This window comes from Rhizobium sp. Leaf306 (assembly GCF_001423425.1).
Lineage (GTDB): Bacteria > Pseudomonadota > Alphaproteobacteria > Rhizobiales > Rhizobiaceae > Neorhizobium > Neorhizobium soli.
Genome location: NZ_LMNX01000003.1, coordinates 132,998 through 154,581, shown reverse-complemented (window position 1 = coordinate 154,581; position 21,584 = coordinate 132,998). Strand labels below are relative to the sequence as shown.

Annotated in this window: 20 protein-coding genes; 7 read left to right on the top strand and 13 right to left on the bottom strand. The window is 60.8% G+C overall.

The window, feature by feature from the left end; all coding sequences use genetic code 11:
• Nucleotides 1-11: 11 nt before the first annotated feature.
• On the top strand, nucleotides 12-1,520 hold the full coding sequence (locus tag ASG19_RS14230; RefSeq protein ID WP_062458489.1) for an ATPase domain-containing protein: 1,509 nt from the start codon (nucleotides 12-14) through the stop codon (nucleotides 1,518-1,520).
• Nucleotides 1,513-3,558, top strand: a complete 2,046-nt coding sequence (locus ASG19_RS14225) for a hybrid sensor histidine kinase/response regulator (RefSeq protein ID WP_156466553.1) — start codon at nucleotides 1,513-1,515, stop codon at nucleotides 3,556-3,558. The genes ASG19_RS14230 and ASG19_RS14225 overlap by 8 nt, the downstream gene beginning before the upstream one ends.
• A gap of 61 nt (nucleotides 3,559-3,619) precedes the next feature.
• Here ASG19_RS14225 and ASG19_RS14220 read toward each other — a convergent pair whose 3' ends face one another.
• The 5 genes from ASG19_RS14220 to ASG19_RS14200 form a co-directional block, all read right to left on the bottom strand.
• Nucleotides 3,620-4,447, bottom strand: a complete 828-nt coding sequence (locus ASG19_RS14220; RefSeq protein ID WP_062458483.1) for a transglutaminase family protein — start codon at nucleotides 4,445-4,447, stop codon at nucleotides 3,620-3,622.
• 74 nt (nucleotides 4,448-4,521) lie between these two features.
• The gene (locus tag ASG19_RS14215; protein WP_062458480.1) at nucleotides 4,522-5,418 is read right to left on the bottom strand and encodes a transglutaminase family protein; all 897 of its coding nucleotides are present in this window, start codon (nucleotides 5,416-5,418) and stop codon (nucleotides 4,522-4,524) included.
• Between the two features lie 93 nt (nucleotides 5,419-5,511).
• A complete protein-coding gene (locus ASG19_RS14210; protein ID WP_062458477.1) occupies nucleotides 5,512-5,778 on the bottom strand; it encodes a DUF1488 domain-containing protein in 267 nt (88 codons plus the stop codon).
• A gap of 317 nt (nucleotides 5,779-6,095) precedes the next feature.
• The gene (gene hutC / locus ASG19_RS14205; protein ID WP_062460361.1) at nucleotides 6,096-6,821 is read right to left on the bottom strand and encodes a histidine utilization repressor; all 726 of its coding nucleotides are present in this window, start codon (nucleotides 6,819-6,821) and stop codon (nucleotides 6,096-6,098) included.
• 68 nt (nucleotides 6,822-6,889) lie between these two features.
• A complete protein-coding gene (locus ASG19_RS14200; RefSeq protein WP_062458475.1) occupies nucleotides 6,890-8,239 on the bottom strand; it encodes a formimidoylglutamate deiminase in 1,350 nt (449 codons plus the stop codon).
• 105 nt (nucleotides 8,240-8,344) lie between these two features.
• Here ASG19_RS14200 and hutI point away from each other — a divergent pair, with 105 nt between their 5' ends.
• From hutI to ASG19_RS14175, 5 genes are all read left to right on the top strand, one after another.
• Nucleotides 8,345-9,592: an imidazolonepropionase gene (gene hutI / locus ASG19_RS14195; RefSeq protein WP_062458472.1), complete on the top strand. Its 1,248-nt coding sequence runs from the start codon at nucleotides 8,345-8,347 to the stop codon at nucleotides 9,590-9,592.
• Entirely contained in the window at nucleotides 9,589-11,124 is a 1,536-nt protein-coding gene (gene hutH / locus ASG19_RS14190; RefSeq protein WP_062458470.1) for a histidine ammonia-lyase, read from the top strand. Before hutI ends, hutH begins: the two co-directional genes overlap by 4 nt.
• Before the next feature lie 28 nt (nucleotides 11,125-11,152).
• Nucleotides 11,153-12,838: a urocanate hydratase gene (gene hutU / locus ASG19_RS14185; RefSeq protein ID WP_062458467.1), complete on the top strand. Its 1,686-nt coding sequence runs from the start codon at nucleotides 11,153-11,155 to the stop codon at nucleotides 12,836-12,838.
• Nucleotides 12,839-12,843: 5 nt separating this feature from the next.
• Nucleotides 12,844-13,437, top strand: a complete 594-nt coding sequence (locus ASG19_RS14180) for a HutD family protein (protein WP_062458463.1) — start codon at nucleotides 12,844-12,846, stop codon at nucleotides 13,435-13,437.
• Nucleotides 13,438-13,673: 236 nt separating this feature from the next.
• Nucleotides 13,674-14,177: an invasion associated locus B family protein gene (locus ASG19_RS14175; RefSeq protein ID WP_062458460.1), complete on the top strand. Its 504-nt coding sequence runs from the start codon at nucleotides 13,674-13,676 to the stop codon at nucleotides 14,175-14,177.
• 79 nt (nucleotides 14,178-14,256) lie between these two features.
• Here ASG19_RS14175 and ASG19_RS14170 read toward each other — a convergent pair whose 3' ends face one another.
• From ASG19_RS14170 to ASG19_RS14135, 8 genes are all read right to left on the bottom strand, one after another.
• On the bottom strand, nucleotides 14,257-15,426 hold the full coding sequence (locus ASG19_RS14170) for a pyridoxal phosphate-dependent aminotransferase (protein WP_062458457.1): 1,170 nt from the start codon (nucleotides 15,424-15,426) through the stop codon (nucleotides 14,257-14,259).
• Between the two features lie 34 nt (nucleotides 15,427-15,460).
• Complete coding sequence (locus ASG19_RS14165) at nucleotides 15,461-15,718, bottom strand: hypothetical protein (protein ID WP_062458454.1); 258 nt, start codon at nucleotides 15,716-15,718, stop codon at nucleotides 15,461-15,463.
• An 80-nt stretch (nucleotides 15,719-15,798) separates the two neighbouring features.
• Nucleotides 15,799-16,419 carry a 2-dehydro-3-deoxy-6-phosphogalactonate aldolase gene (locus ASG19_RS14160; protein WP_062458450.1) on the bottom strand — a complete coding sequence of 207 codons (621 nt, stop codon included), beginning with the start codon at nucleotides 16,417-16,419 and terminating at the stop codon, nucleotides 15,799-15,801.
• 4 nt (nucleotides 16,420-16,423) lie between these two features.
• The gene (locus ASG19_RS14155) at nucleotides 16,424-17,365 is read right to left on the bottom strand and encodes a 2-dehydro-3-deoxygalactonokinase (RefSeq protein ID WP_062458447.1); all 942 of its coding nucleotides are present in this window, start codon (nucleotides 17,363-17,365) and stop codon (nucleotides 16,424-16,426) included.
• Nucleotides 17,366-17,486: 121 nt separating this feature from the next.
• The gene (locus ASG19_RS14150) at nucleotides 17,487-18,545 is read right to left on the bottom strand and encodes an ABC transporter ATP-binding protein (protein ID WP_062458445.1); all 1,059 of its coding nucleotides are present in this window, start codon (nucleotides 18,543-18,545) and stop codon (nucleotides 17,487-17,489) included.
• 16 nt (nucleotides 18,546-18,561) lie between these two features.
• The gene (locus tag ASG19_RS14145) at nucleotides 18,562-19,350 is read right to left on the bottom strand and encodes an ABC transporter permease (protein ID WP_062458442.1); all 789 of its coding nucleotides are present in this window, start codon (nucleotides 19,348-19,350) and stop codon (nucleotides 18,562-18,564) included.
• 4 nt (nucleotides 19,351-19,354) lie between these two features.
• On the bottom strand, nucleotides 19,355-20,179 hold the full coding sequence (locus tag ASG19_RS14140; RefSeq protein ID WP_062458439.1) for an ABC transporter permease: 825 nt from the start codon (nucleotides 20,177-20,179) through the stop codon (nucleotides 19,355-19,357).
• Nucleotides 20,180-20,328: 149 nt separating this feature from the next.
• Nucleotides 20,329-21,369 (bottom strand): ABC transporter substrate-binding protein, encoded by a 1,041-nt coding sequence (locus tag ASG19_RS14135; protein WP_062458435.1) that lies wholly within the window; start codon nucleotides 21,367-21,369, stop codon nucleotides 20,329-20,331.
• Nucleotides 21,370-21,584: the final 215 nt, after the last annotated feature.

The following is a 21,584-nucleotide window of genomic DNA, read 5'->3' as shown; positions in this document are numbered from 1 at the left end:
AAGGAAAAAACATGATCGACGGCTTGAGTACAAAGGCGAGGACAGGCGTTCGGGGACTGGACGATGTATTATCGGGCGGTCTGACTCGCCGCCATGTTTTCCTGCTCGAAGGGACGCCGGGCACGGGCAAAACTACTATTGCCCTGCAATTTCTTTTGGAAGGCGCGACACTTAAAGAGCGCTGTCTTTATATCAGCCTGTCGGAGAGTGAAGAAGAACTGCGGGAAAGCGCGCTTTCGCACGGTATCGAATTCGGGGATTCGATCGAAATCTTCGAGCTCGTCCCCCCGGAAAGCCTGCTTGACGCAGACCAGCAGCAAAGCCTGCTTTACTCCTCAGATCTGGAGCTCGGCGAGACGACCAAGCTGATCTTCGAGGCCTTCGAGCGTCTGAAACCGCAGCGTGTGGTGATCGACAGCTTGTCGGAAATCCGTCTGTTGGCACAGAGTTCTCTCCGCTACCGCCGCCAGATCCTGGCCATGAAGCATTTCTTTTCTCGATCCGACGCCACAGTCCTTTTGCTCGATGACATGACGTCGGACAATCTCGACAAGACCGTCCACAGCGTCGTTCACGGCGTTCTTCATCTCGAGCAGCTGGCTCCAGACTATGGTTCGGAACGCCGCCGCCTGCGGGTGATCAAATATCGCGGCCAGGCGTTCCGCGGCGGCTATCATGATTTCGTCATCAAGACCGGAGGCGTCTCGGTCTTTCCGCGGCTGCGTGCGATCGAGCACAAGACGGCATTCGACCGAGCTATTTTGAAAAGCGGCATTGCCGAATTCGACGATCTTCTTGGCGGTGGTATAGAGCGCGGGTCGAGCACGCTGCTTATCGGACCTGCCGGTACCGGCAAAAGCCTGTTCGCGCTCCAGTTTGTAGCAGCTGCCGTGAAGCGCGGTGAGAAAGCAGCCGTCTTCATATTCGACGAGGAGCTCGGCCTGTTGTTCTCGCGTACGAAAGCAATGGGGATCGACCTTGAGAAGATGCGCGACGACGGCGCTATTCACATCGAGCAGCTGGATGCGGCCGAGCTGTCGCCGGGGGAATTCTCGCAACGTGTGCGGGATCGCGTGGCGACCTTCAAGGCCGGGACAGTCGTGATCGATAGCGTGAACGGCTACCAGGCGTCGATGCCCGAGGAAAACGCGCTGATCCTGCACGTGCATGAACTGCTGCAATACCTCAATCGGCAAGGCGCCAATACATTTCTGACAGTTGCCCAGCACGGACTCGTCGGAGACATGAAATCCCCGGTCGATGTCACCTACCTCGCCGATACAGTTATCCTGCTGCGCTATTTCGAGGCACTGGGCAGGGTTCGGCGTGCAGTCTCGGTCATCAAGAAGCGAACCGGTCGGCACGAAGAAACCATCCGCGAGTTTCGCATCACCGATGCAGGGCTGACACTGGGCGATCCGCTTTCCGGTTTCCAGGGCGTGTTGCGCGGTGTACCGACGCTTGTCGGCGAAAAGCAGCAACTGCTGGAGCTTTCAAACGAGGACGAAAGCCATTCCTAACAGAGATGCCGTCGGCCTCATTCATGCCCCACACGGTCGCGATGCGCAGATTGCGGCATCCCTCCTGAAGGAAGCCGGTATCGCTTCGAAGGCGGCCCCGGACCTGTCCGGTTTCGTCGACAGCCTTGACGACAACATCGCGCTCGCTGTCATCACCGAGGAAGCTCTGCGCTCCGCCGACCTGCGCGCCATCTCCCAGTGGATCGAGAACCAGCCGAGCTGGTCGGATCTACCTTTCGTCATTCTGACAAACCGCGGCGGTGGTCCGGAGCGTAATCCCGCAGCTGCGCGGCTGTCGGAGGTCCTTGGCAATGTCAGCTTCATCGAGCGCCCTTTCCACGCAACGACATTCATCAGCGTTGCCCGTTCTGCCGCACGCGGGCGTCGGCGCCAATATGATGCACGTCTGCGGATGGAAGCTCTCGACGAAGGAGAGCGGCGTTTGCAGACAGCACTCGAGGCCGGTCGCCTCGGCGCTTGGGAACTGGATCTTGCAACTGATGTCCTGAGCACGTCTGCGACCTGCAAGAGCATTTTCGGACGCGGTCCGGAAGAGGCGTTCACCTATCAGGACCTTTTTGCCAGTATCCATCCCGATGACCGGCAACGCGTACAGGATGCTCATACGGCAACAGCCGAGAGCGGTGAGGATTATTCTGTCGAATACCGCACCGTCTGGCGCGACGGCACCGTGCGCTGGGCAGAGGTCCGGGCACAGCTCTACCGCGACCACTCGGGCAAGGCGGTCAAGCTGGTCGGCGTATCCGCCGACATTACCGACCGGGTCATCAACGAGAAGCAGCAGCGGCAGATCAACGAACTGCTCGAAGAGCGTGTCGCCGAGCGGACGCGTGAACTTGAACAGGCCCATTCGGTCGTGATGGACGAGGTGTCGCAGCGTGAGCGGGCGGAAGATCAACTGCGCCAGGCGCAGAAGATGGAGGCGATCGGCCAACTGACCGGCGGCGTCGCCCACGATTTCAACAATCTTTTGATGGCAGTGCTCGGCAATCTCGAATTGCTCCGCAAGCTCGTTGCGGGCGATCCGAAAGCCGAACGCCTGATCGATGGCGCCCTTCAGGGTGCAAGACGCGGGGCGTCGTTGACCCAGCGGCTGCTCGCCTTTGCCCGCCGCCAGGATCTGCAGATCGGCCCGGTTGACCTTGGCGCCCTGATCGGTGGCATGCGCGACCTTCTCGAACGCTCGGTCGGGTCGACCATCCTCGTCGAGACCTCGATACCGGATCATCTGCCGAAGGTTTCGGCAGATGCCAACCAGATCGAGCTGGCGCTTCTCAACCTCGCCGTCAACTCGCGTGACGCCATGCCCGACGGTGGCACGCTGCGGATCAGCCTCAGCCATGAGGAGCAGAGGTTCTCAAACGATACGCTTGCAGCCGGGCGTTACGTCGTGCTCTCGGTCAAGGACGAAGGCCAAGGCATGGACGAGGCGACGCTGCAGAAAGCCATCGAACCGTTTTTCTCAACGAAGGAACTGGGCAAGGGAACGGGCCTCGGATTGTCGATGATCCACGGCCTGGCGTCCCAGTTAAAGGGAGAGTTGAAGTTGTCGAGCAGGATCGGTTCCGGCACTACCGCCGAATTGTGGATTCCGGTCTCTTCCGCTGCCGAGCAGCCGAGGCAGGCCGAGGCACCATCGCCTCCGGCAGAATATCAGGGCGGACCCAAGCGTATCCTGCTTGTCGACGACGACGTCCTCATCGCCATGAGTTCCGCCGACATGCTGCTGGATCTCGGACACGACGTTGTCGAAGCCCATTCCGGCAAGGAGGCGCTGGAGCATCTGGGTAAGGGACCAAAGTTCGATCTGATGATCACCGACTACTCCATGCCTGGCATGACCGGGGGCGAACTCTCGAAGGCTGCACGAGCCTTGCTGCCCGAATTGCCAATCCTGATCGCCTCCGGCTACGCGGATCTTCCGCCTGGCGTTGATCTTGAGGTTGCGCGGCTCGGAAAGCCGTATACGCAGGCACAGCTGGCGGAACAGATCGGCAAGCTTACGTCGCCGCGCTAGGTGCTCTCGCAACCGGGCGCGACGTCATAAAGCTCAAAGGGTCAGAAACTCGGCACGGCTATTACGCCTGCCCGTCTCCGCCCATCGGCAGTTCGTCCGTGATCACTTCGAACCTTGCCAGGATCGCCGGGCCGAAGGCCGTGGACAACGCGACATCGGTCGCATCGCGACCGGTCGCCATCAGGATCCGGCCGATACGAGGTTTGTTGTGACGGGCATCGACAGTGTGCCAGCGGCCGCCGAGATAGACTTCGAACCAGGCACTGAAGTCCATCGGATTGTGATCCTTGGGAACACCGATGTCACCGAGATAACCCGTGCAGTAGCGTGCGGGAATGTTCATGCACCGGCAAAGGGTGATCGCCAGATGCGCGTAGTCCCGGCACACGCCCGTCTGGTCGTTGAAGCCGCCGAACGCGGTCCGCAGCGAATCGGCGTTCTGATAGTTGAACGCAATGCGGTTGTGCGCGAAATCAAGAATGGCTTTGACGCGCGGCCAGCCCAGATCAGTCGAGGAAAACGTGTTCCAGGCGAAGTCTGACAGACGGTCCGTATCGCAATAACGGCTGCCCAGCAGGAACACCAGAACGTCGTCAGGTAGATCCTGGATGAGGTGCTGCTGCGCATCTTCCGGGATCGGGTCCGGGAGCCCGGTGTCATAGATCTCGAACTCGGTCGAGATCGTCGTCAGGCCGGGCGGTGCAACGATGCGGCTGCAGGCGTTCCCGAAGACATCCTGATAACCCCAGGCTTCGATCGGTCTGTCGAAAGTCAGCACCTGTTCGGTCAATAGATCTACGCGACGGGAGGGGTGGATATTCAACGCCAGAAGCATGGCAGTCGGCTGTTGGCATTCATAGCCCAGATGAAAACCGGCGCGTATCCTCATGAAGCGATGTCTCCTAAATACCGTTGACGAGATGGCAGCAATGCGGCAATGCCCGGGCGTTGATACGGTTCCGTTTAGCCATGAAGTTTGGCCTGGAACTCGTCGGTCGTGACGTTGACCTGCACTGACATGCTTTTGAAATCTTCCGCCTCACCGTCATAGCTGCCACGAAGCGGGATAGCCTGTTTCGGGTCGCGGGCGACGCCGACGCGAATGAGGTCGCGGTTACCGACAATGCCGTTGGTCGGATCAAATTCCACCCATCCGGCTCCCGGCAGGTAGACCTGGCACCACGCGTGGGTAGATCCGCCTCCAAGCGTCGTCGATCCGTCGCGATCGGGAACGTAGATATAGCCGGTGACGAAACGGGCAGCGAGGCCGAGGGCCCGTGCGGCTTCCATCATCAAAAGCGCAAAGTCGCGGCAGGTCCCGCGACGCAGCTGCAGCGTCTCGAGCGGAGCCTGGGTGCCGTGTTCGTGGCGACGGGCATAGACGAAGCTTTCACGGATCGCGTAGCAGAGCGTCATCAGCAATCGGCCGGTCTCGGTCGGCTGGCCGGGTTTGACGAACTGCCGCGCCCATTTGCCAACCTCGTCGTTGGCATCTGGGTAATGGCGACGGATGGTGCATTCCAGATCGAACGCTTCCACCGGATCATAGGTGAAGGGATAGGTGAGGGCTTCCTCGTCGATCTGAAAATCCATCGCGAGCTGCGGCGTATGATCGAGCCTGATAGTCGTTTCGAATTGGAGCTTCTGAGACGCACCCTCAAAACCGACCAGCGCCACGCAGTTGCCAAACACGTCATGGATCCAGCGGACATAGGCAGGCTTTGGAAAAACCTCAAGGCGCGACACGAGCAGCGTCTGGTCGAAACTGTCCCTCGGTCGGAACAGCAGCCTGTGTTCGCCGAACTCGACCGGCTTATGATACTGGTAGGACGTAAGGTGACGAACCGAAAAGATCGTCATGCGATCACCGAGCCGAGTTCGACTGACATTGGGTCAGATCGGATAAACACATCATGTCGGGACGATGAGCGATCACGCTCAGCAGAAGTCTGTTCATTTGAAATTCTCGAGATCTAGCATGATGGATTGTGCGTTTTTCGCCTTGTAGGCAGCTTGGGCTGCCTTCAGGATCTTCGGTCGTAGCGCATCGAAAGAGGCAAGATAATCATCGCTGACGGCAGTTCTTTCAACAAGGTTGCTGCTGAGAACTTCAGCAGCAACGAAGAACCGAACCTCGAACATGCCGTCATGACCCAGAAAGCGGACGCGTCTTTTCGATTCATCGTAACTGCGCGCGGGATTTGGGAAAGAAAGTGTCATGGCAGCCTCTGTCGTCAGCGTGGCTCCGAATGTCGGACTACCACGTTTGCATGTCGGGTATCTTGCTGCCATCCGCTTAGTCGATGATAACAAGCCCAGTGACGTTTCGCAGGTAACCGGCTTTTTGGTCCCGCAGTCCGTATTGAGGCAGCGCCGCCAATTGTCCAAACGCCGGATCGATGGCATCCTATGCCGACGAACCATATGACTAGGTCACGTTGAGCCCCCGAAGTCCAACGCGAAATGGCGAGCCTGCTGCGACAGACCGCATTTTAAGCCTGAATTGGCGAGGGATGCTTGGGGTGGGCAAGCCGGTCTCAGCTCGAGGCCGGAGCAAAGCGTGCAGTGATCGCATGGCTGTCGGAAGGGTAGCTGAACCGCACCGACGTCACCGGGCCGGAAACGTCCCAGGTCTTGCGTTCTACCACGAGGCAGGCAGACTGCGGCGTGATTTCCAGCCGCCTTGCCAGCTGTTCGTCCGCAAGCTGGGCCGAGATCCGATGTTCCGCAGCGGTCCATGGTATCTGCGCGATCAGCCACTTGCCCGGTGAAACCGTCGAGAAATCCATGTCCTTTGCCTGCGGCACGGTCTTCAGATTGATCAGTCGTTCCTCAAGACAGAACGGCTTCCCGTCGGAGAAATGCAGGCAGACGACGTAGATGGATTTTTCCTTGCCGGAGACGCTCAGGCGCAGCCGGTCCGTTGCCACAGTCTTCCGCTCCCGGCATTCCTCCATCCGGAAATGGTAGTCCTTGTTCAGCGCGCGGACTTCATCTTCGATGTCGTAGATCTCAAGAATGGCAGCCTGGTTGCGCGGCTGGGCAACAAAGGAGCCCGATTTCTTGCGCCGCTCGATCAGTCCGGCATTGGCAAGCTGGGTCAGAACCTTGTTCGCGGTCATCCGCGAGACATTGTAGTGCTTGGCGAGCTCGACCTCGAAAGGGATCCTGTAGCCCGGGGGCCATTCGCCGCTGACGATATTGTTTTCGATGTCGCCGAGGATCTTCTGGTGCAGTGTGCCCACCGCACGGGTCGCCTTGATATCTTTTTCTCCGGTCAAGGCGAAGTCCTTCGGCTCTCTGCATCAAACGGCTTCTCCACCATATCCGGTCAGCCGGCGTCAAGCAGAGCGGCCATGACAGCCTGGAACCTTGGCAGGATCGTATCCCTCTTCGCATGCCGGCCGCCCGTCACGAGCTTCTTGCCCGCCGCCCAGACGCAATCCACCTTGATCGTGTCAGCGAAGATCCACTGGTCGAGAACCTGATCTGCCGAAAGGTAGGGGGCGGCCTCAAGGTCGAGCGAGACGAAATCCGCCGATGCACCTGATACGATGTCGTCCTGCGACTGCAATGCGCGGGCGCCACCTTTCAGCGCTTCCTGGAACAGGCGCGCACCCGTCGATTGCTGCGGTAGTGCCACGACGTTTCTCGAGCGTAGTCCAAGACGCTGCGAATATTCGAGCTGCCGAAGTTCATGCGCGACCGAAATCGAGATGTTCGAGTCCGAGCCGACGCCGAACTGGCCGCCTTCCTCGAGGAATGCCGGCGCCGGAAATATGCCGTCGCCGAGATTGGCTTCCGTGATGGGGCAGAGACCGGCGATGGCTCCTCGGCGTGCCATGTCGCGCGTTTCCGCCTCGGTCATATGGGTAGCGTGGATCAGGCACCAGCGCTCATCGACCGGCATGTTGGCGAGCAGCCATTCGACGGGACGTGCGCCCGACCACGCGATACAGTCCTCGACCTCTTTCGTTTGCTCGGCGATATGGATGTGGATCGGGCCTCCACCTGCCATCGGCAGAACGTCCCGCAGTTCTTCCGGCGTCGCGGCCCGCAGACTGTGCGGCGCGATGCCGAGTTGGCCGCCGGGAAGCGCAGACGTGATCTTCCGGCATTCCTCCATCAGCGTGGAAAAGCTTTCGACCGAGTTGATGAAGCGTCGCTGGCCCTCCGTCGGTGCCATTCCCCCGAAACCGGAGCGGGCGTAGAAGACTGGCAGCAGGGTGAGGCCGATCCCGGTCGCAGCACTTGCCGCACCGATCCGCGCCGCGTGCTCCGCGATATTGGCGTAGTGGCGCCCGTCACGGTCGTGATGCAGGTAATGAAACTCGCCGACGCGGGTAAAGCCCGCCTCCAGCATTTCCATATAGAGCTGCGCTGCGACCGCCTCGATATCGTCAGGTGTCATCGACAGGGAGAATTTGTACATCAGCGTGCGCCAGCTCCAGAAGCTGTCGCTTGTCGATCCGCGAACCTCCGTCAGTCCTGCCATGGCGCGCTGGAAAGCGTGGCTGTGGAGATTGGCCATGCCGGGCACGATCAGCCGGTGCCGCTCGTCGGTGGCCGCAGGCATGGCGCTACGCTCGATCGACTGCACGGTGCCATGCTCGATCTTCAGGCGAGTGTTGCTCGCCCATTCCCCGCCGATCAGTGCGCTTTCTGCAAAAATGGTGTTCACTGCCAACTCCACTCGTCGGTCCCGTCTGCGTCCAGCAGGCGCCTGCAAATTCTTCTTGCCATGGGTTTTTATGTATATACATTAAAACAAAAAGAGGAAGGCTTCGTGGTCGAGAATAGTGATAATTCACCGGTGGTGCCAACCAGAACGGTATGGCGCAACGCCCGCCTGCTCACGCTTTCGGACGAGGCGCGAGGGCTTGCTCTCATCGAGCACGGTGCCATTGCCGTAGAGGATGGCCGGATCGTCTTCGCCGGTCCCCAGTCCGATCTGCCGTCATCATTTCTCGAAGCCGACGAGATCATCGACGTGGAGGGCAGGGTGATCACGCCCGGCCTGATCGACTGCCATACGCATCTGATCTTCGGCGGCGATCGCGCCATGGAATTCGAAATGCGGCTCGAAGGGGCGACCTATGAGGAAGTCGCGCGCGCCGGCGGCGGCATCGTCTCCTCCGTCAAGGCGACCAATGCCCTTTCCGTCGACGGTCTCGTACAGGCGGCCTTGCCAAGGGTCGATACGCTGCTCGCAGAAGGCGTTTCGACGCTCGAGATCAAATCCGGTTACGGCCTATCGATCGAGGGCGAACTGAACATGCTGCGCGCCGCCCGGGCGCTCGAAAAGATCCGCCCGGTCCGCGTCGTCACGTCTTTCCTCGGCGCCCACGCAACGCCCGTCGAATACCGCGGACGCAACGGCGACTACATTACCGACGTGGTGCTGCCCGCTATGGACCTTGCCCATGCGGAAGGCCTGGTGGATGCAGTCGACGGGTTCTGCGAAGGCATCGCGTTCTCGGTTGCGGACATGCGGCGCGTGTTCGATCACGCAAGATCGCTCGGCCTGCCCGTAAAGCTGCACGCCGAACAGCTTTCCAACCTCGGCGGTGCAGCGATGGCGGCATCCTACGGTGCCTTGTCCGCCGATCATCTTGAATATCTCGATGCCGAAGGTGCTGCCGCGATGGCGGCGTCGGGCACGGTTGCGGTTCTTCTCCCGGGCGCCTTTTATGCGATCAACGAAACGCAGAAGCCGCCAGTCCAGCTGCTGCGCGATGCCGGCGTCCGGATCGCGATCGCGACCGATTGCAATCCCGGCACGTCGCCGCTCACCTCGCTGCTGCTGACGATGAACATGTCGGCGACACTCTTCCGGCTGACCGTCGAAGAATGCATCGCAGGCGCGACGCGCGAGGCGGCGAGGGCGCTCGGTCTTCTCGCAGAAACCGGCACGCTGGAGGCCGGAAAATCGGCGGACTTCGCCATCTGGAACATCCAGCGACCCGCCGAGCTGGTTTACCGCATCGGCTTCAACCCGCTCCATTCGAACGTCTTCAGAGGTCAACAGCTATGACGATCACGCTTCACCCCGGCAGCGTTACTCTGGCCGAGCTTTCCGATCTCTACTGGAACAATGGTTCGGCGGTTCTCGATCGCTCCTTCGATGCAGGCATCGAAAAGGCAGCGAGACGGATCGCGGAAATCGCCGCCGGAAACGCGCCGGTCTACGGCATCAACACCGGCTTCGGCAAACTTGCCTCGATCAAGATCGACAGTGCCGATCTCGCCACTCTGCAGCGCAATCTCATCCTGTCGCATTGCTGCGGCATCGGCGCGCCGCTGCCGGAAAATGTGGTACGTCTCATCATGGCGCTGAAGCTCATCTCGCTCGGCCGTGGCGCGTCCGGTGTCCGGATCGAGTTGATCCGCCTGATCGAAGGCATGCTGGAAAAGGGCGTCATTCCGGTCATTCCGGAAAAAGGCTCGGTCGGCGCATCCGGCGATCTGGCACCGCTTGCCCATATGGCGGCCACCATGATGGGCGAAGGCGAAGCCTTCCTCCACGGAGAACGCCTACCGTCTGCCGATGCACTCGCCAAGGTGGGTCTGACCCCTGTCATTCTTGCCGCCAAGGAAGGGCTGGCACTGATCAACGGCACCCAGACGTCCAACGCACTGGCCCTCGCCGGTCTGTTTCGCACGCATCGCGCAGCCCAGACGGCACTTGTTACAGGCGCCCTGTCGACAGACGCCGCGATGGGGTCATCAGCGCCGTTTCACCCTGACATCCACACCCTGCGCGGCCACAAGGGCCAGATCGATGCCGGTGCTGCGCTTCGCAACCTTCTCGAAGGCTCCGAAATTCGTGCGAGCCACATTGAAGGCGATGAGCGCGTTCAGGATCCCTATTGCATCCGTTGCCAGCCGCAGGTCGACGGCGCCTGCCTCGATCTGTTGCGGTCCGTCGCAAGGACGCTGGAAGTCGAAGCAAATGCCGTCACTGACAATCCGCTGGTTCTGTCAGACAATTCCGTCGTCTCCGGCGGCAATTTTCACGCCGAGCCGGTCGCCTTTGCCGCGGATCAGACGGCGCTCGCGATCTGCGAGATCGGTGCGATCGCCCAGCGTCGCATCGCGCTTCTGGTCGATCCAGCTCTGTCCTATGGACTGCCGGCATTTCTCTCGAAGAAGCCCGGTCTTAACTCGGGGCTGATGATCGCCGAAGTCACGTCGGCGGCGTTGATGAGCGAGAACAAGCAGATGTCGCATCCCGCCTCGGTCGATTCGACGCCGACCTCCGCCAATCAGGAGGACCATGTGTCGATGGCCTGCCACGGCGCCCGCCGCCTGCTCGGCATGACCGAAAACCTGTTCGGCATTCTCGGGATCGAAGCGCTGACGGCCGTCCAGGGCGTGGAACTGCGCGGGCCGCTCAAGACCAGTCCCGAGCTCGAAAAAGCCGTTGCCGTGCTGCGGGCTTCCGTCCCTGCGCTCGACGATGACCGTTACCTAGCGCCGGATCTCAAGGCCGCAAGCGAACTGGTCGCGTCCGGTGCCTTCGCCCACGCGATCTCGCCGGGCATCCTGCCGGTCCTTGAAGTTTAATCATCAGAAGAAATTGGGGAGCCACGACATGACCAATCCACGCCACAACATTCGCGATGTCCGCTCGCCCAAGGGCACCGAGCTCAATGCCAAAAGCTGGATGACCGAAGCGCCGCTTCGGATGCTGATGAACAACCTCGATCCCGATGTGGCGGAAAACCCGCATGAACTCGTGGTCTATGGCGGCATCGGCCGGGCCGCCCGCACCTGGGACGACTTCGACAAGATCGTCGCGACGTTGAAGACGCTAACGGAGGAGGAGACGCTTCTCGTGCAGTCCGGCAAGCCGGTCGGCGTGTTCCGCACCCATAAGGATGCGCCGCGCGTGCTGATCGCCAACTCCAACCTCGTGCCGCATTGGGCAACCTGGGACCATTTCAACGAACTGGATAAGAAGGGCCTGGCCATGTACGGCCAGATGACCGCCGGATCGTGGATCTATATCGGCACGCAGGGCATCGTCCAGGGCACCTACGAGACCTTCGTGGAAGCGGGCCGCCAGCATTATGGCGGCAGCCTCAAGGGCAAGTGGATCCTGACCGGCGGCCTCGGCGGCATGGGCGGCGCACAGCCGCTCGCAGCCGTCATGGCCGGCGCCTGCTGCCTCGCGGTCGAATGCGACGAGACCCGCATCGATTTTCGTCTGCGCACCCGTTATGTCGATGCCAAGGCGAAGACACTGGACGAAGCGCTGGCGCTGATCGACCAGTGGACCAAGGCCGGCGAAGCGAAATCGGTCGGCCTGCTCGGCAATGCCGCGGAAATCTTCCCCGAACTGGTCGCCCGCATGAAGGCCGGCGGCGCTCACCCGGATATCGTCACCGATCAGACATCCGCCCATGACCCGCGCAACGGCTACCTGCCGGTCGGCTGGACCGTCGAGGAAGCCAAGGCCAAGCGCGAAAGCGACCCCAAATCCGTGGAGGTTGCGGCCCGCGCATCGATGAAGGCGCATGTCGAAGCCATGGTCGCGTTCTGGGATGCCGGCGTGCCAACGCTCGACTATGGCAACAACATCCGCCAGGTCGCCAAGGACGAAGGCCTGGAAAATGCCTTCGCCTTTCCGGGCTTCGTTCCGGCCTATATCCGTCCGCTGTTTTGCCGCGGCATCGGCCCGTTCCGCTGGGCGGCGCTGTCGGGCGATCCTGAGGACATCTACAAGACGGATGCGAAGGTAAAGGAACTGCTGCCCGACAACACCCACCTGCACAACTGGCTGGACATGGCGCGCGAGCGCATCGCCTTCCAGGGACTTCCGGCGCGGATCTGCTGGGTGGGTCTGGGGGATCGCCACAAGCTCGGTCTCGCCTTCAACGAGATGGTGAGAAGCGGTGAACTGTCCGCCCCTGTTGTCATCGGCCGCGACCATCTCGACAGCGGTTCCGTCGCCTCGCCGAACCGCGAGACGGAAGCGATGAAGGATGGCTCGGACGCCGTGTCCGACTGGCCGCTCCTCAACGCGCTCCTCAACACCGCATCCGGCGCCACCTGGGTGTCGCTGCACCATGGCGGCGGTGTCGGCATGGGATATTCGCAGCATTCCGGCATGGTCATCTGCGCCGACGGAACGGATGATGCAGCCCGGCGGATCGAACGTGTCCTGTGGAACGACCCTGCGACCGGCGTCATGCGCCACGCCGATGCGGGATACGAGATCGCGATCGACTGCGCCGAAGACAAGGGTCTTCGCCTTCCCGGCATCCTCGGGAACTGACGCGCATGCGAATCCTGCCTGCATCGGACCATAAGCGGATGCCCTGGAAGAACGGCAAGGGCGAGACGGTGGAGATCGCCGTCTTTCCCGAGGCCGCCACAGTCGATGATTTCGACTGGCGTATCAGCATGGCGACGGTGGCCGAGGACGGCCCGTTCTCTGTGTTCGCGGACATAGACCGGACCCTCAGCATTTTGACGGGCGACGGGATCGAGCTTTCGGTCGAGGGCGAGCCCGATCGTGTCCTGCGCCCCGACACGCCGCCCCACGCGTTTCCGGCCGATGCAGTGACCAGCGCAAGGCTACTCTCTGGCCCGATCACCGATCTCAATGTCATGACCCGGCGCGGAAAGTTTATTCACGGCGTGACGATGCTCCCCGCCAGTGAACGCGTCATTACTTCGAACGGTTCGGACGTGACCCTGGTTCTGCCGACGTCGGATTTGGTGCTGAAAGACGGCACATTGCTTGGCGCGTATGATGCGATCCTGCTGCATCCGGGCGATTCGGAGATCGAACTTAGTCAGGCGCCATCAAGCCGGACTTTTCTTGTCCGCATCGCCTCACGGCAAAAAGCCTCGGTTTCGTTACAGGTTTGACGCATTTGTGAAGATGCCGTGAGGCTGGCCGCAGCGATCGCGCTAAAGAACCGGAAACGCGATATTTCGTCTCTTTCGGGTGATCACATCTGCCCGGTTCCAGACCGGGTTTGGCGGAGGCGACGGCGCAGAAGCTGAAAGTTTTAACTTTCCGGTAACCGCCTCCTCCCCCTATGGGATCACTTACGGATGCATTCGTACCCGTATTTCCCTTGCCATTCCCAACAGGAGACGAGATGTCCTTCAAACCTTTCGCCCTTGCGCCTCTCTTTGCAGCCGTGATTGCCCTGCCGGCATTTGCCCAGCCGAGCCCGACGATGCTGAGGCAGTTCGGCGACTGGAACGTCTATTCCTATCAGGCGGGAGCTTCGAAAAGCTGCTACGTCCTGACCATTCCGAAACAGGCGACGCCCGCAAGCGTCAACCACGGCGATAACTTCTTCCTCGTGGCGCCCAAGCCTTCGGGCAGCGGATATTATCCGCAGGCCATCATGGGATATGATCTTCAAAACAGCTCACAGATGACGGTCACGATCGATGGCAAATCCTTTGCCATGACGCCGCGGGGTAACTCCGGCTGGACGCAGCAGGAAAGCAATGATTCCGCGATGATCGACGCCATGCGTACGGGAAGCAATATGACCCTTCAGGCGGTCTCGGGGAGAGGCACCCGCACATCCTATACGTTCTCGCTCAGCGGCGTTACCGCAGCCCTCAACCAGGCCGGTCAGTGCAACTGACGTCGATCTCTTAAGATCTCTGATGGGTGGAGTTCGAAACCGGCATTCGCCCATCGCCGATCTTGACAAGCTCGTCCGGTCAACGTCGACGGATATAGGCGAATAGCCGCTCGGCCGCGTCTTCGATCTGCTTCGGGTCGCGCAGAAAACAGGCTCTCATGAATGGGGCGCCGCCGGGGCCGAATGCGGTGCCCGGCGCCATGCCGACGCCGGTTTCATCGACAATCCTGAAGGCTTCGGCGCGGCTGTCTGTTACGCCGTCGATCTTCAGGAACGCGTAGAGCGCCCCTTCGGGCTTTCGCGTTTCGACACGGTTGGTGGCGACCAGCGCGTCACACAGAATGTCGCGCGAGGTTCGGGCACGCTCGACATTCGAGCGAATGAACTCGTCGCCAAGGTCGAGTGCCGCAATCGCGCCCTTCTGCATGAACTGCGCAACGCCTGACGTGGAATACTGTATGAGATTGGTGAGCGTCTGGCCGATCTCCGCCGGCGCCACCACCCAGCCGATACGCCAGCCGGTCATGCACCAGTTCTTCGAGAACGAGTTGGCAAAGATGATGCGGTCTTCCGCGTCCATGACATCCATGAACGACGGCGCCCGCGTGCCTTCGAAATAGTAGAGCCCGTAGATCTCGTCGGCGATGATCCAGAGACCATGGCGGCGCGCAAGGCTAAGGATTGCCTCGAGATCATCCTTCGTCGCGGTCCAGCCCGTCGGGTTGGATGGGGTATTGATGAACAGCGCCCGGGTTTTCGGCGTGATCGCAGCTTCCAGTCGGCCCGCATCGAGCACCCACCGGCCGTCGATGAAATCGAGGACGACAGGCACGGCCTTTGCCTCGGAAACACTTGCGGCATGGGCAGCGTTCGGCCAAGCTGGTGACAGGTAGATCACCTCGTCGCCGGCCGATGCGACCGTCTGAATCGCCAGCACGATCGACTGCATGCCCGATCCGGTGACATAGATGTTGTCGACCGAGAGATCGGCCGTGTAGTGGCGCTGGTAGTAGCGCAGGATTGCCTGGCGAAGCTCCGGGATCCCTTGCGTCCAGGTATAGAATGTCTCGCCTGCGAGAAGCGCGTCGCTGGCCGCGCGGGTGATGAAGTCGGGCGTCGCAAGGTCGCCTTCGCCGATCCACAGCGGCATGAGGTTGTCACGACCGCGTGCATAGGTGACGATTTCGCCAATACCGCTACGCGGAGCGGCCGCAGCGCGGGCGCTGATGTCTGGTCGGATGATCGTCATGCGAATCTCGGCTGAGTATGGCGGGGAACTATGCCTAGGCCAAGTTCCGACGCACGGTCAACCGGTTGCAGGCCGCATCGGACACGGAACCTTCGGTCCAAAAGCGTTGATTTGGCGATGGTTTCGACGGCTCTTCGGGCGTGCCCGGTTTCGCCACCGGGGCGAAGGTCAGCGCCTCGATCAGGAAATACGCAGATTGGACAAGTTCGTCTTCGCCCATGTCATCCTCGAACTGCGGTTCGTCTTCGGAAAACTGCTCTTCAGGAAGGATTTTCATAAGGATGCGGTGCATTGCTGATTCAAGAACCGCTGCTTTACGCCGATTGGTCGAAAAAGGCCATGCGCGGATTGGCGCATGGCGTTGATTCGGTATCAGATGCGGCGCATCGCCTCGATAAATAGCTTGGCCTTCGCCGCCACCGACGCAACATCGTCACCCGGCTTGTAAAGCGATCCGCCGATGCCGAAGCCGTTCGTGCCGGCGTCGATAAAGGATTTCATGTTGTCAGGCGTAATCCCGCCAACGGCCAGAACCGGCATATCCTTCGGCAGAACCGCCCGCCAGGCCTTGATGACCATGGGCGGGATCGCTTCCGCCGGAAAGGCCTTGATGCCGGTCGCACCGGCGCCGATTGCCGCAAAGGCTTCCGACGGCGTCGCGACGCCCGGCAGGCTGATCATGCCGCGCGAGACGCTCGCTTCGATGACCGAGAGGTTCGCGTTCGGCGAGATGATGACAGTTGCACCCGTCGAGGCAACGTCTGCGACCTGAGCGGTCGTCAGCACCGTTCCCGCACCGATCAGCGCCCTGTCCCCGAACCGCTTTTGCAGTTTTTCGATGCTCTTCAGCGGCTCCGGCGAATTGAGCGGGACTTCGATGATGCGCCAGCCGGCTTCGATCAGCGCCTCGCCGATCGGCTCGGCCTCGTCAGGCGTGATGCCGCGCAGGATGGCAACCAGATTGCAGGCTTGCAGCGCGTCTTGGAACGTCATCGAACTATCCTTCATTCGTCAGTTGCAATTGTCCGGCGATCAACTGGACGCCGCGCTTGGCGGCATCGGTTGGGCCCGGCTCTATATCAAGATCAAACAGCGGCGCGACGCGGCTGTAACGGCTGTTCAGCACGTTGTTGCCGACAATGCCGATGGCTTCACCGGGTTTCAGCCAGCCTGCCGCGCGGGCCTGACGGAACTCCGAACCGATGACAAGACCGGAAACGTAGTCGCCGATATCATCAGGTGCCAGAACGCCGGCGAGCACGCCCGTGCGGGCGCTGAAGACGGCAGACAGGAACGCGTCGGCGGCACGCGCGTCGCTTGCGGCAAACCCGGCACCACGGTCAAATGCCTCCCAGCGCGGCTCGGAGCCCGGTGCCGGCTCGGATGCCTTGGCGATAAATGAATGCTTGGTCAGCAGAGCGAAGATTTCACCGGTCGCATAGGTCTGGAAACCGGCGATCCGGCCACTCTCGACCCGTGCCCATTTGCTGTGGGTTCCAGGCAGAACCAGGGTCCGGTTCTTGTCCAGCCCGAAGCCGACGATCTGCGTTTCCTCGCCGCGCATCACGTCCGGAAACGGCTTTGCGGCGGGATCGCGCATGCCGGGCAGGAAGGTGACGATGGCGCCGTTGGCAAGCGTGATCTGCCGCGTGCCGGCTGCCAGTTCGGCAAGACCCGCGGGCGCATCGACGTAAGGCACCTCGATCCAGCCATTGCGGCTGGTGATCATGCCGCTAGCGAGGACTGGAATTGCGCCGTGCGCGTCGAACCATGCCCCGACCGTTTCCATCAGGGCGGCCTCGAAGGCCCCATCCTTAACGAACTGGATGCCGCCGCTTGTCGTATCCCGGGTGTCGAGCGTTTCGCCCGTTTCAGATACGAGCGCGGCGCGAAGCGAACTCGTGCCCCAATCTAGAATGATCGACTTAGGCTCTGGCATCTCTCGGTTTCCTCCCCGAACATTTTGGCCTTCGATAGCGCGGGCAGGGCTGCCTTGTCGAGAGCAAGTGCTGCGAAAAGTCATACTTTTGAGGAGGGGCTTGAGGTTTGTAAATCGAGGCTCAGGCTTCGGGATCGAGAATGCAGCACTGTTCCGGTACAGGCACCAGAACAGCGCTCGTGCCAGGGTCGTATGGTTCGGATAGTGCTCCATTCGCCGTGATCTCGCCGGCGACGGTCACACATTTGTATTGGTAGGCGCGGCCGAGATAGGTGCGGGTGCCAAGGGTCGCGGGAATGCCTTCGCCGGACTGGCGAGCGACAAGGCCGTCGGCGCGGGTGGCCAGAACGAAATCGTCCTTGATCGCACCGAAGACATCCTGCGAGAACGACAATCGCGCACCGCCGGCAGCCTCGGCTGTGACGGTCGCGCCGTCGCGGGAGACCACCTTCATCGGAACGAGGTTCTCGAAGCCGACAAAACTGGCGACGAAGGCGTTGGCCGGTTTGCGGTAGAGGACTTCGGGCGTGTCGAGCTGCATGATGCGGCCTGCATTCATGATCGCCACGCGGTCGGAGATCGAGAAGGCTTCTTCCTGATCGTGGGTGACATAAAGCGATGTCGTACCGTTCGCCTTCTGCAACTGGCGGATTTCGACGCGCATGTCCACGCGCAACTTGGCATCGAGGTTCGAAAGCGGCTCATCGAACATCAGGAGCGGTGGTTCGATGACGAGCGCGCGGGCCAGTGCGACGCGTTGCTTCTGGCCGCCTGACAGTGCCGACGGCAGCCGGTCGGCCAGGTGCGAAAGGCCGACGCGGTCGAGCATGCTTCCTGCGCGCTTGGCCCGATCGGGTTTGGCAATGCCGCGCTGCTTCAGACCGAAGGCGACGTTTTCCATCACGGTCAGGTGAGGAAAGAGCGCGTAGTTCTGGAACACAAGCCCGATATCGCGGGCATGTGCCGGAAGCGTGGTGAGATCGCGATCCCCAAGCCGCACGCGGCCGCTGGTCGGCTCCAGGAAGCCTGCGACGATCCGCAGCGTCGTCGTCTTGCCGCAGCCGGACGAGCCAAGCAGCGACACGAGTTCACCGGCCGCGACCGAGATCGACAGATCCTTGAGGACCGGTGTCGATCCGTAATGGGCCGAGAGGTTTTCGATGGTGAGCGATACGGTCAAGAGGGTTCTACTCGTCTTACTTGGTCAGGAAGGTGAGGCCGAGCGTGGCTTCGACGATGGCCATCACGCCAACCGTCACCAGCATCAAAAGCACGGAGACGGAGGCGATGGTGGGGTCGAAAAACTGTTCCATATGGGCCAGAATCTGGATCGGCAGCGTGGAAATGCCGGGACCGGTCAGAAACACCGAGATGGACACGTCGTTGATCGAGGTGATGAAGGCAAGGATGAAGGCGGCGATGACGCCGGCGCGAATGTTCGGCAGCACCACCGTCAGGAAGGTCTTGAGCGGCGGGCAACCGAGGCTGATCGCAGCTTCCTCCACGGAGAAGTCAAAGGCGGCAAGGCTCGCACCGACGACGCGAACGGAATAGGGCAGAACCAGAAGTGCGTGACCGAGGATTAGGCTCGGATAGACCGGCAGGCCGAAGCCGATGGTAATCGACTTCAGAAGCGAGAAGCCGAACACGATTTCCGGGACCAGGATCGGCAGGACGAACAGCGTGGAAAGCCATTTCGGTAGTTCGACGCGGTATCGGTTCAGCGCATAGGCGGCGGGAATGCCCATCAGCAGCGACAGCGCCGTTCCGAGGATCGCCACCTGGAAGCTGGTGATCGCGGTGTTCCGGAAGGCGGAGATCTCGAAAATATTGGCAAACCACCGCAGTGTCAGGCCCTGCGGCGGAAACGTCAGGTAGGATGTGTCGGAAAGCGACGCACCGACGATGATGACGAGCGGCGCGAGCAGGAAAAGAAAGACGAGGGCGGCGAAGGCGCCGAGAACGGGATGGATGCGTGTGGTCATCTTTTCATACCGCCATCGGGTTGAGGCGCCGCGCCATGCGGCTCATGATCGTCACTACGGCAATGGTGATGACCACCATGATCGCTGCGATGGTGGAGGCGCCCACCCAGTCGAAGGTGACCATGGCGCGCTGATAGAGCAGCGTTCCCATCATCATCATCTGCTCGCCGCCAAGCAGCTGCGGCGTCGCGTAGGAGGTGAAGCTGCCGGTAAAGACGAGGACCGCGCCGACGATGAGGCCCGGCACGGCAAGCGGCAGGATAACCTGGAAGAATGTGGCGATCGGCGTGGCACCCAGAGAGGTTGAGGCTTCGACCACTTCGCGTGGAACGCCCTCGAGCACACCGGTCAGGGTGAGGATCATCAGCGGCACGAACAGATAGACCATCGCAACGATCACCGATCCCTCGGTATAGAGCATGGACAGCGGCTCAGAGATGATGCCGAGCGACATGAGCGTGTCGTTGACGATGCCGTTCTTGCCAAGGATGATCAGCCAGGCGAATGAGCGAACCACGACGCCGGTCAGAAGCGGGAAGACTGCGGCGATGATGGCGATCGACTTCAACCGCCCAGGCATGCGGGCAATCACGTACGCCGTCAGAAAGCCGATGACCAGCGAGATCGCTGTCGTGATCAGGGCGATACGCAGCGTGCGGTAAAGGATATTGGTCCGAAAGCCGCTGTTGAAGAAGGCGGTGTAGGTCGAAAAGGCGCCTTTCGGCTCGCCGAACGTGGTGGCGATGGTCAGGAGAACCGGAATAACGAGGGCAACGACGACCGCAATCGTCGCCGGCATCGTCAGCCCCCATTTGGCAAAACGCTTCATGTGTGGTCTTTCAAATTCCTGGCTGCCGCCATCGCCTTCAGGCAGCGCCTGTCTTGAAGAGCGGATGCGCTCTGCGTTCCCTGCCCGGATCAGAAAGGGCCCTCGCCTCGGATTGAGGAGAGGGCTTATGCTGTTTCCCCGTGAGCGGCTTACTTTCCGAAGACCTCGTTCCACTGGTCGATCCAGTCGGTCTTGGCGTCATTCAGCTTGGCATAGTCGATGCGGCCAAGCTTCGAGACCTGGTCTGCGCCATAGGTCCACATCTTGGCCTGTTCCGGCGAAAGCTCGACCTTGCTGTTGATCGGCGCATCGACGCCCTGTTCGGCTTCCTTTTGCTGGACTTCCTTCGACAGAACGAAGTTGATGAACTGGTGCGCCAGCTCGACGTTCTCGGAGCCCTTCGGAATGTTGACCATGTTGAGCGTGGCGATATCGCCTTCCTTCAGTGTCGCCCAGGTCATGGTCTTGACGGCTGCCTGCATCGAAGCGAGCGTGAAATCCTGCGCCAGGGCAACGCGCACCTCGCCGGTCGAGATCAGGTTCACAAGTTCGGAGCCGGTATTGTAGTTCTTGACCACATTGGGCTTCAGTTCGCTGATCGCCTCAAAGGCCTTTTCGGAGTCCTCGTAGGCATCGACGCCCGCATGCTTGCCGGCCTGCAACACGACCATTGGGCCGGCCGTGGTGGTGATGCCCGGCAGCGAGAGCGAGCTCTTCATGTCGGCGCGCCAGAGATCGGCCCAGGAGGTGATCGCCGGATCCACCTTGGCGCTGTCATAGACGAGACCGACGCGGCCGATCGTGTAGGCCGGACCATACTTGCCCTGCGGGTTGCGGCCGAGTTCGTAGATTTCCGAAAGGTTCGGGATCTTGGACGCATCGACTTCCTGAAACAGGCCCTGCGCGACGCCGAGCTGGGAGAAGCTGTCCGAGAGGTAGATCACGTCCACGCCCTTGCCGTCGCGCAGCTTCAGCTTGTTCAAGCGGTCGGCATTGTTGCCGGTTTCAAACACAATGTCGCAGCCGCAGATCTTCTTGAACGGCTCGATGATGTTGGCTTTCATCTTGTCGCCGTTATAGCCCCACCAGGAAATGGTGAAGGTCTTCGTCTGGGCACTGGCCGAGGCGACGCCGGAAAACGTGGCAAGAATTGCAAGCGCTGCAAACTTGGTGAGGCGATGAGCCTTCATGAGGTGATCCTTTGTCGAACAATCGGTGTTGAATTGGCTGCTCGGACAGTGCCGAGCGTAGAACGACAGTATTTTTTCATCGCTTTCCCCGCAAGCTCAATAATTGTGCATGCGCAATATGAGTGGGGATATGCACTGCAATAATGATAATGCGCTGTAGCTACGTCTCTAGAGCCAGATCGAAAGACTGAACCTGTTGGGAAATTTCAAGCGCT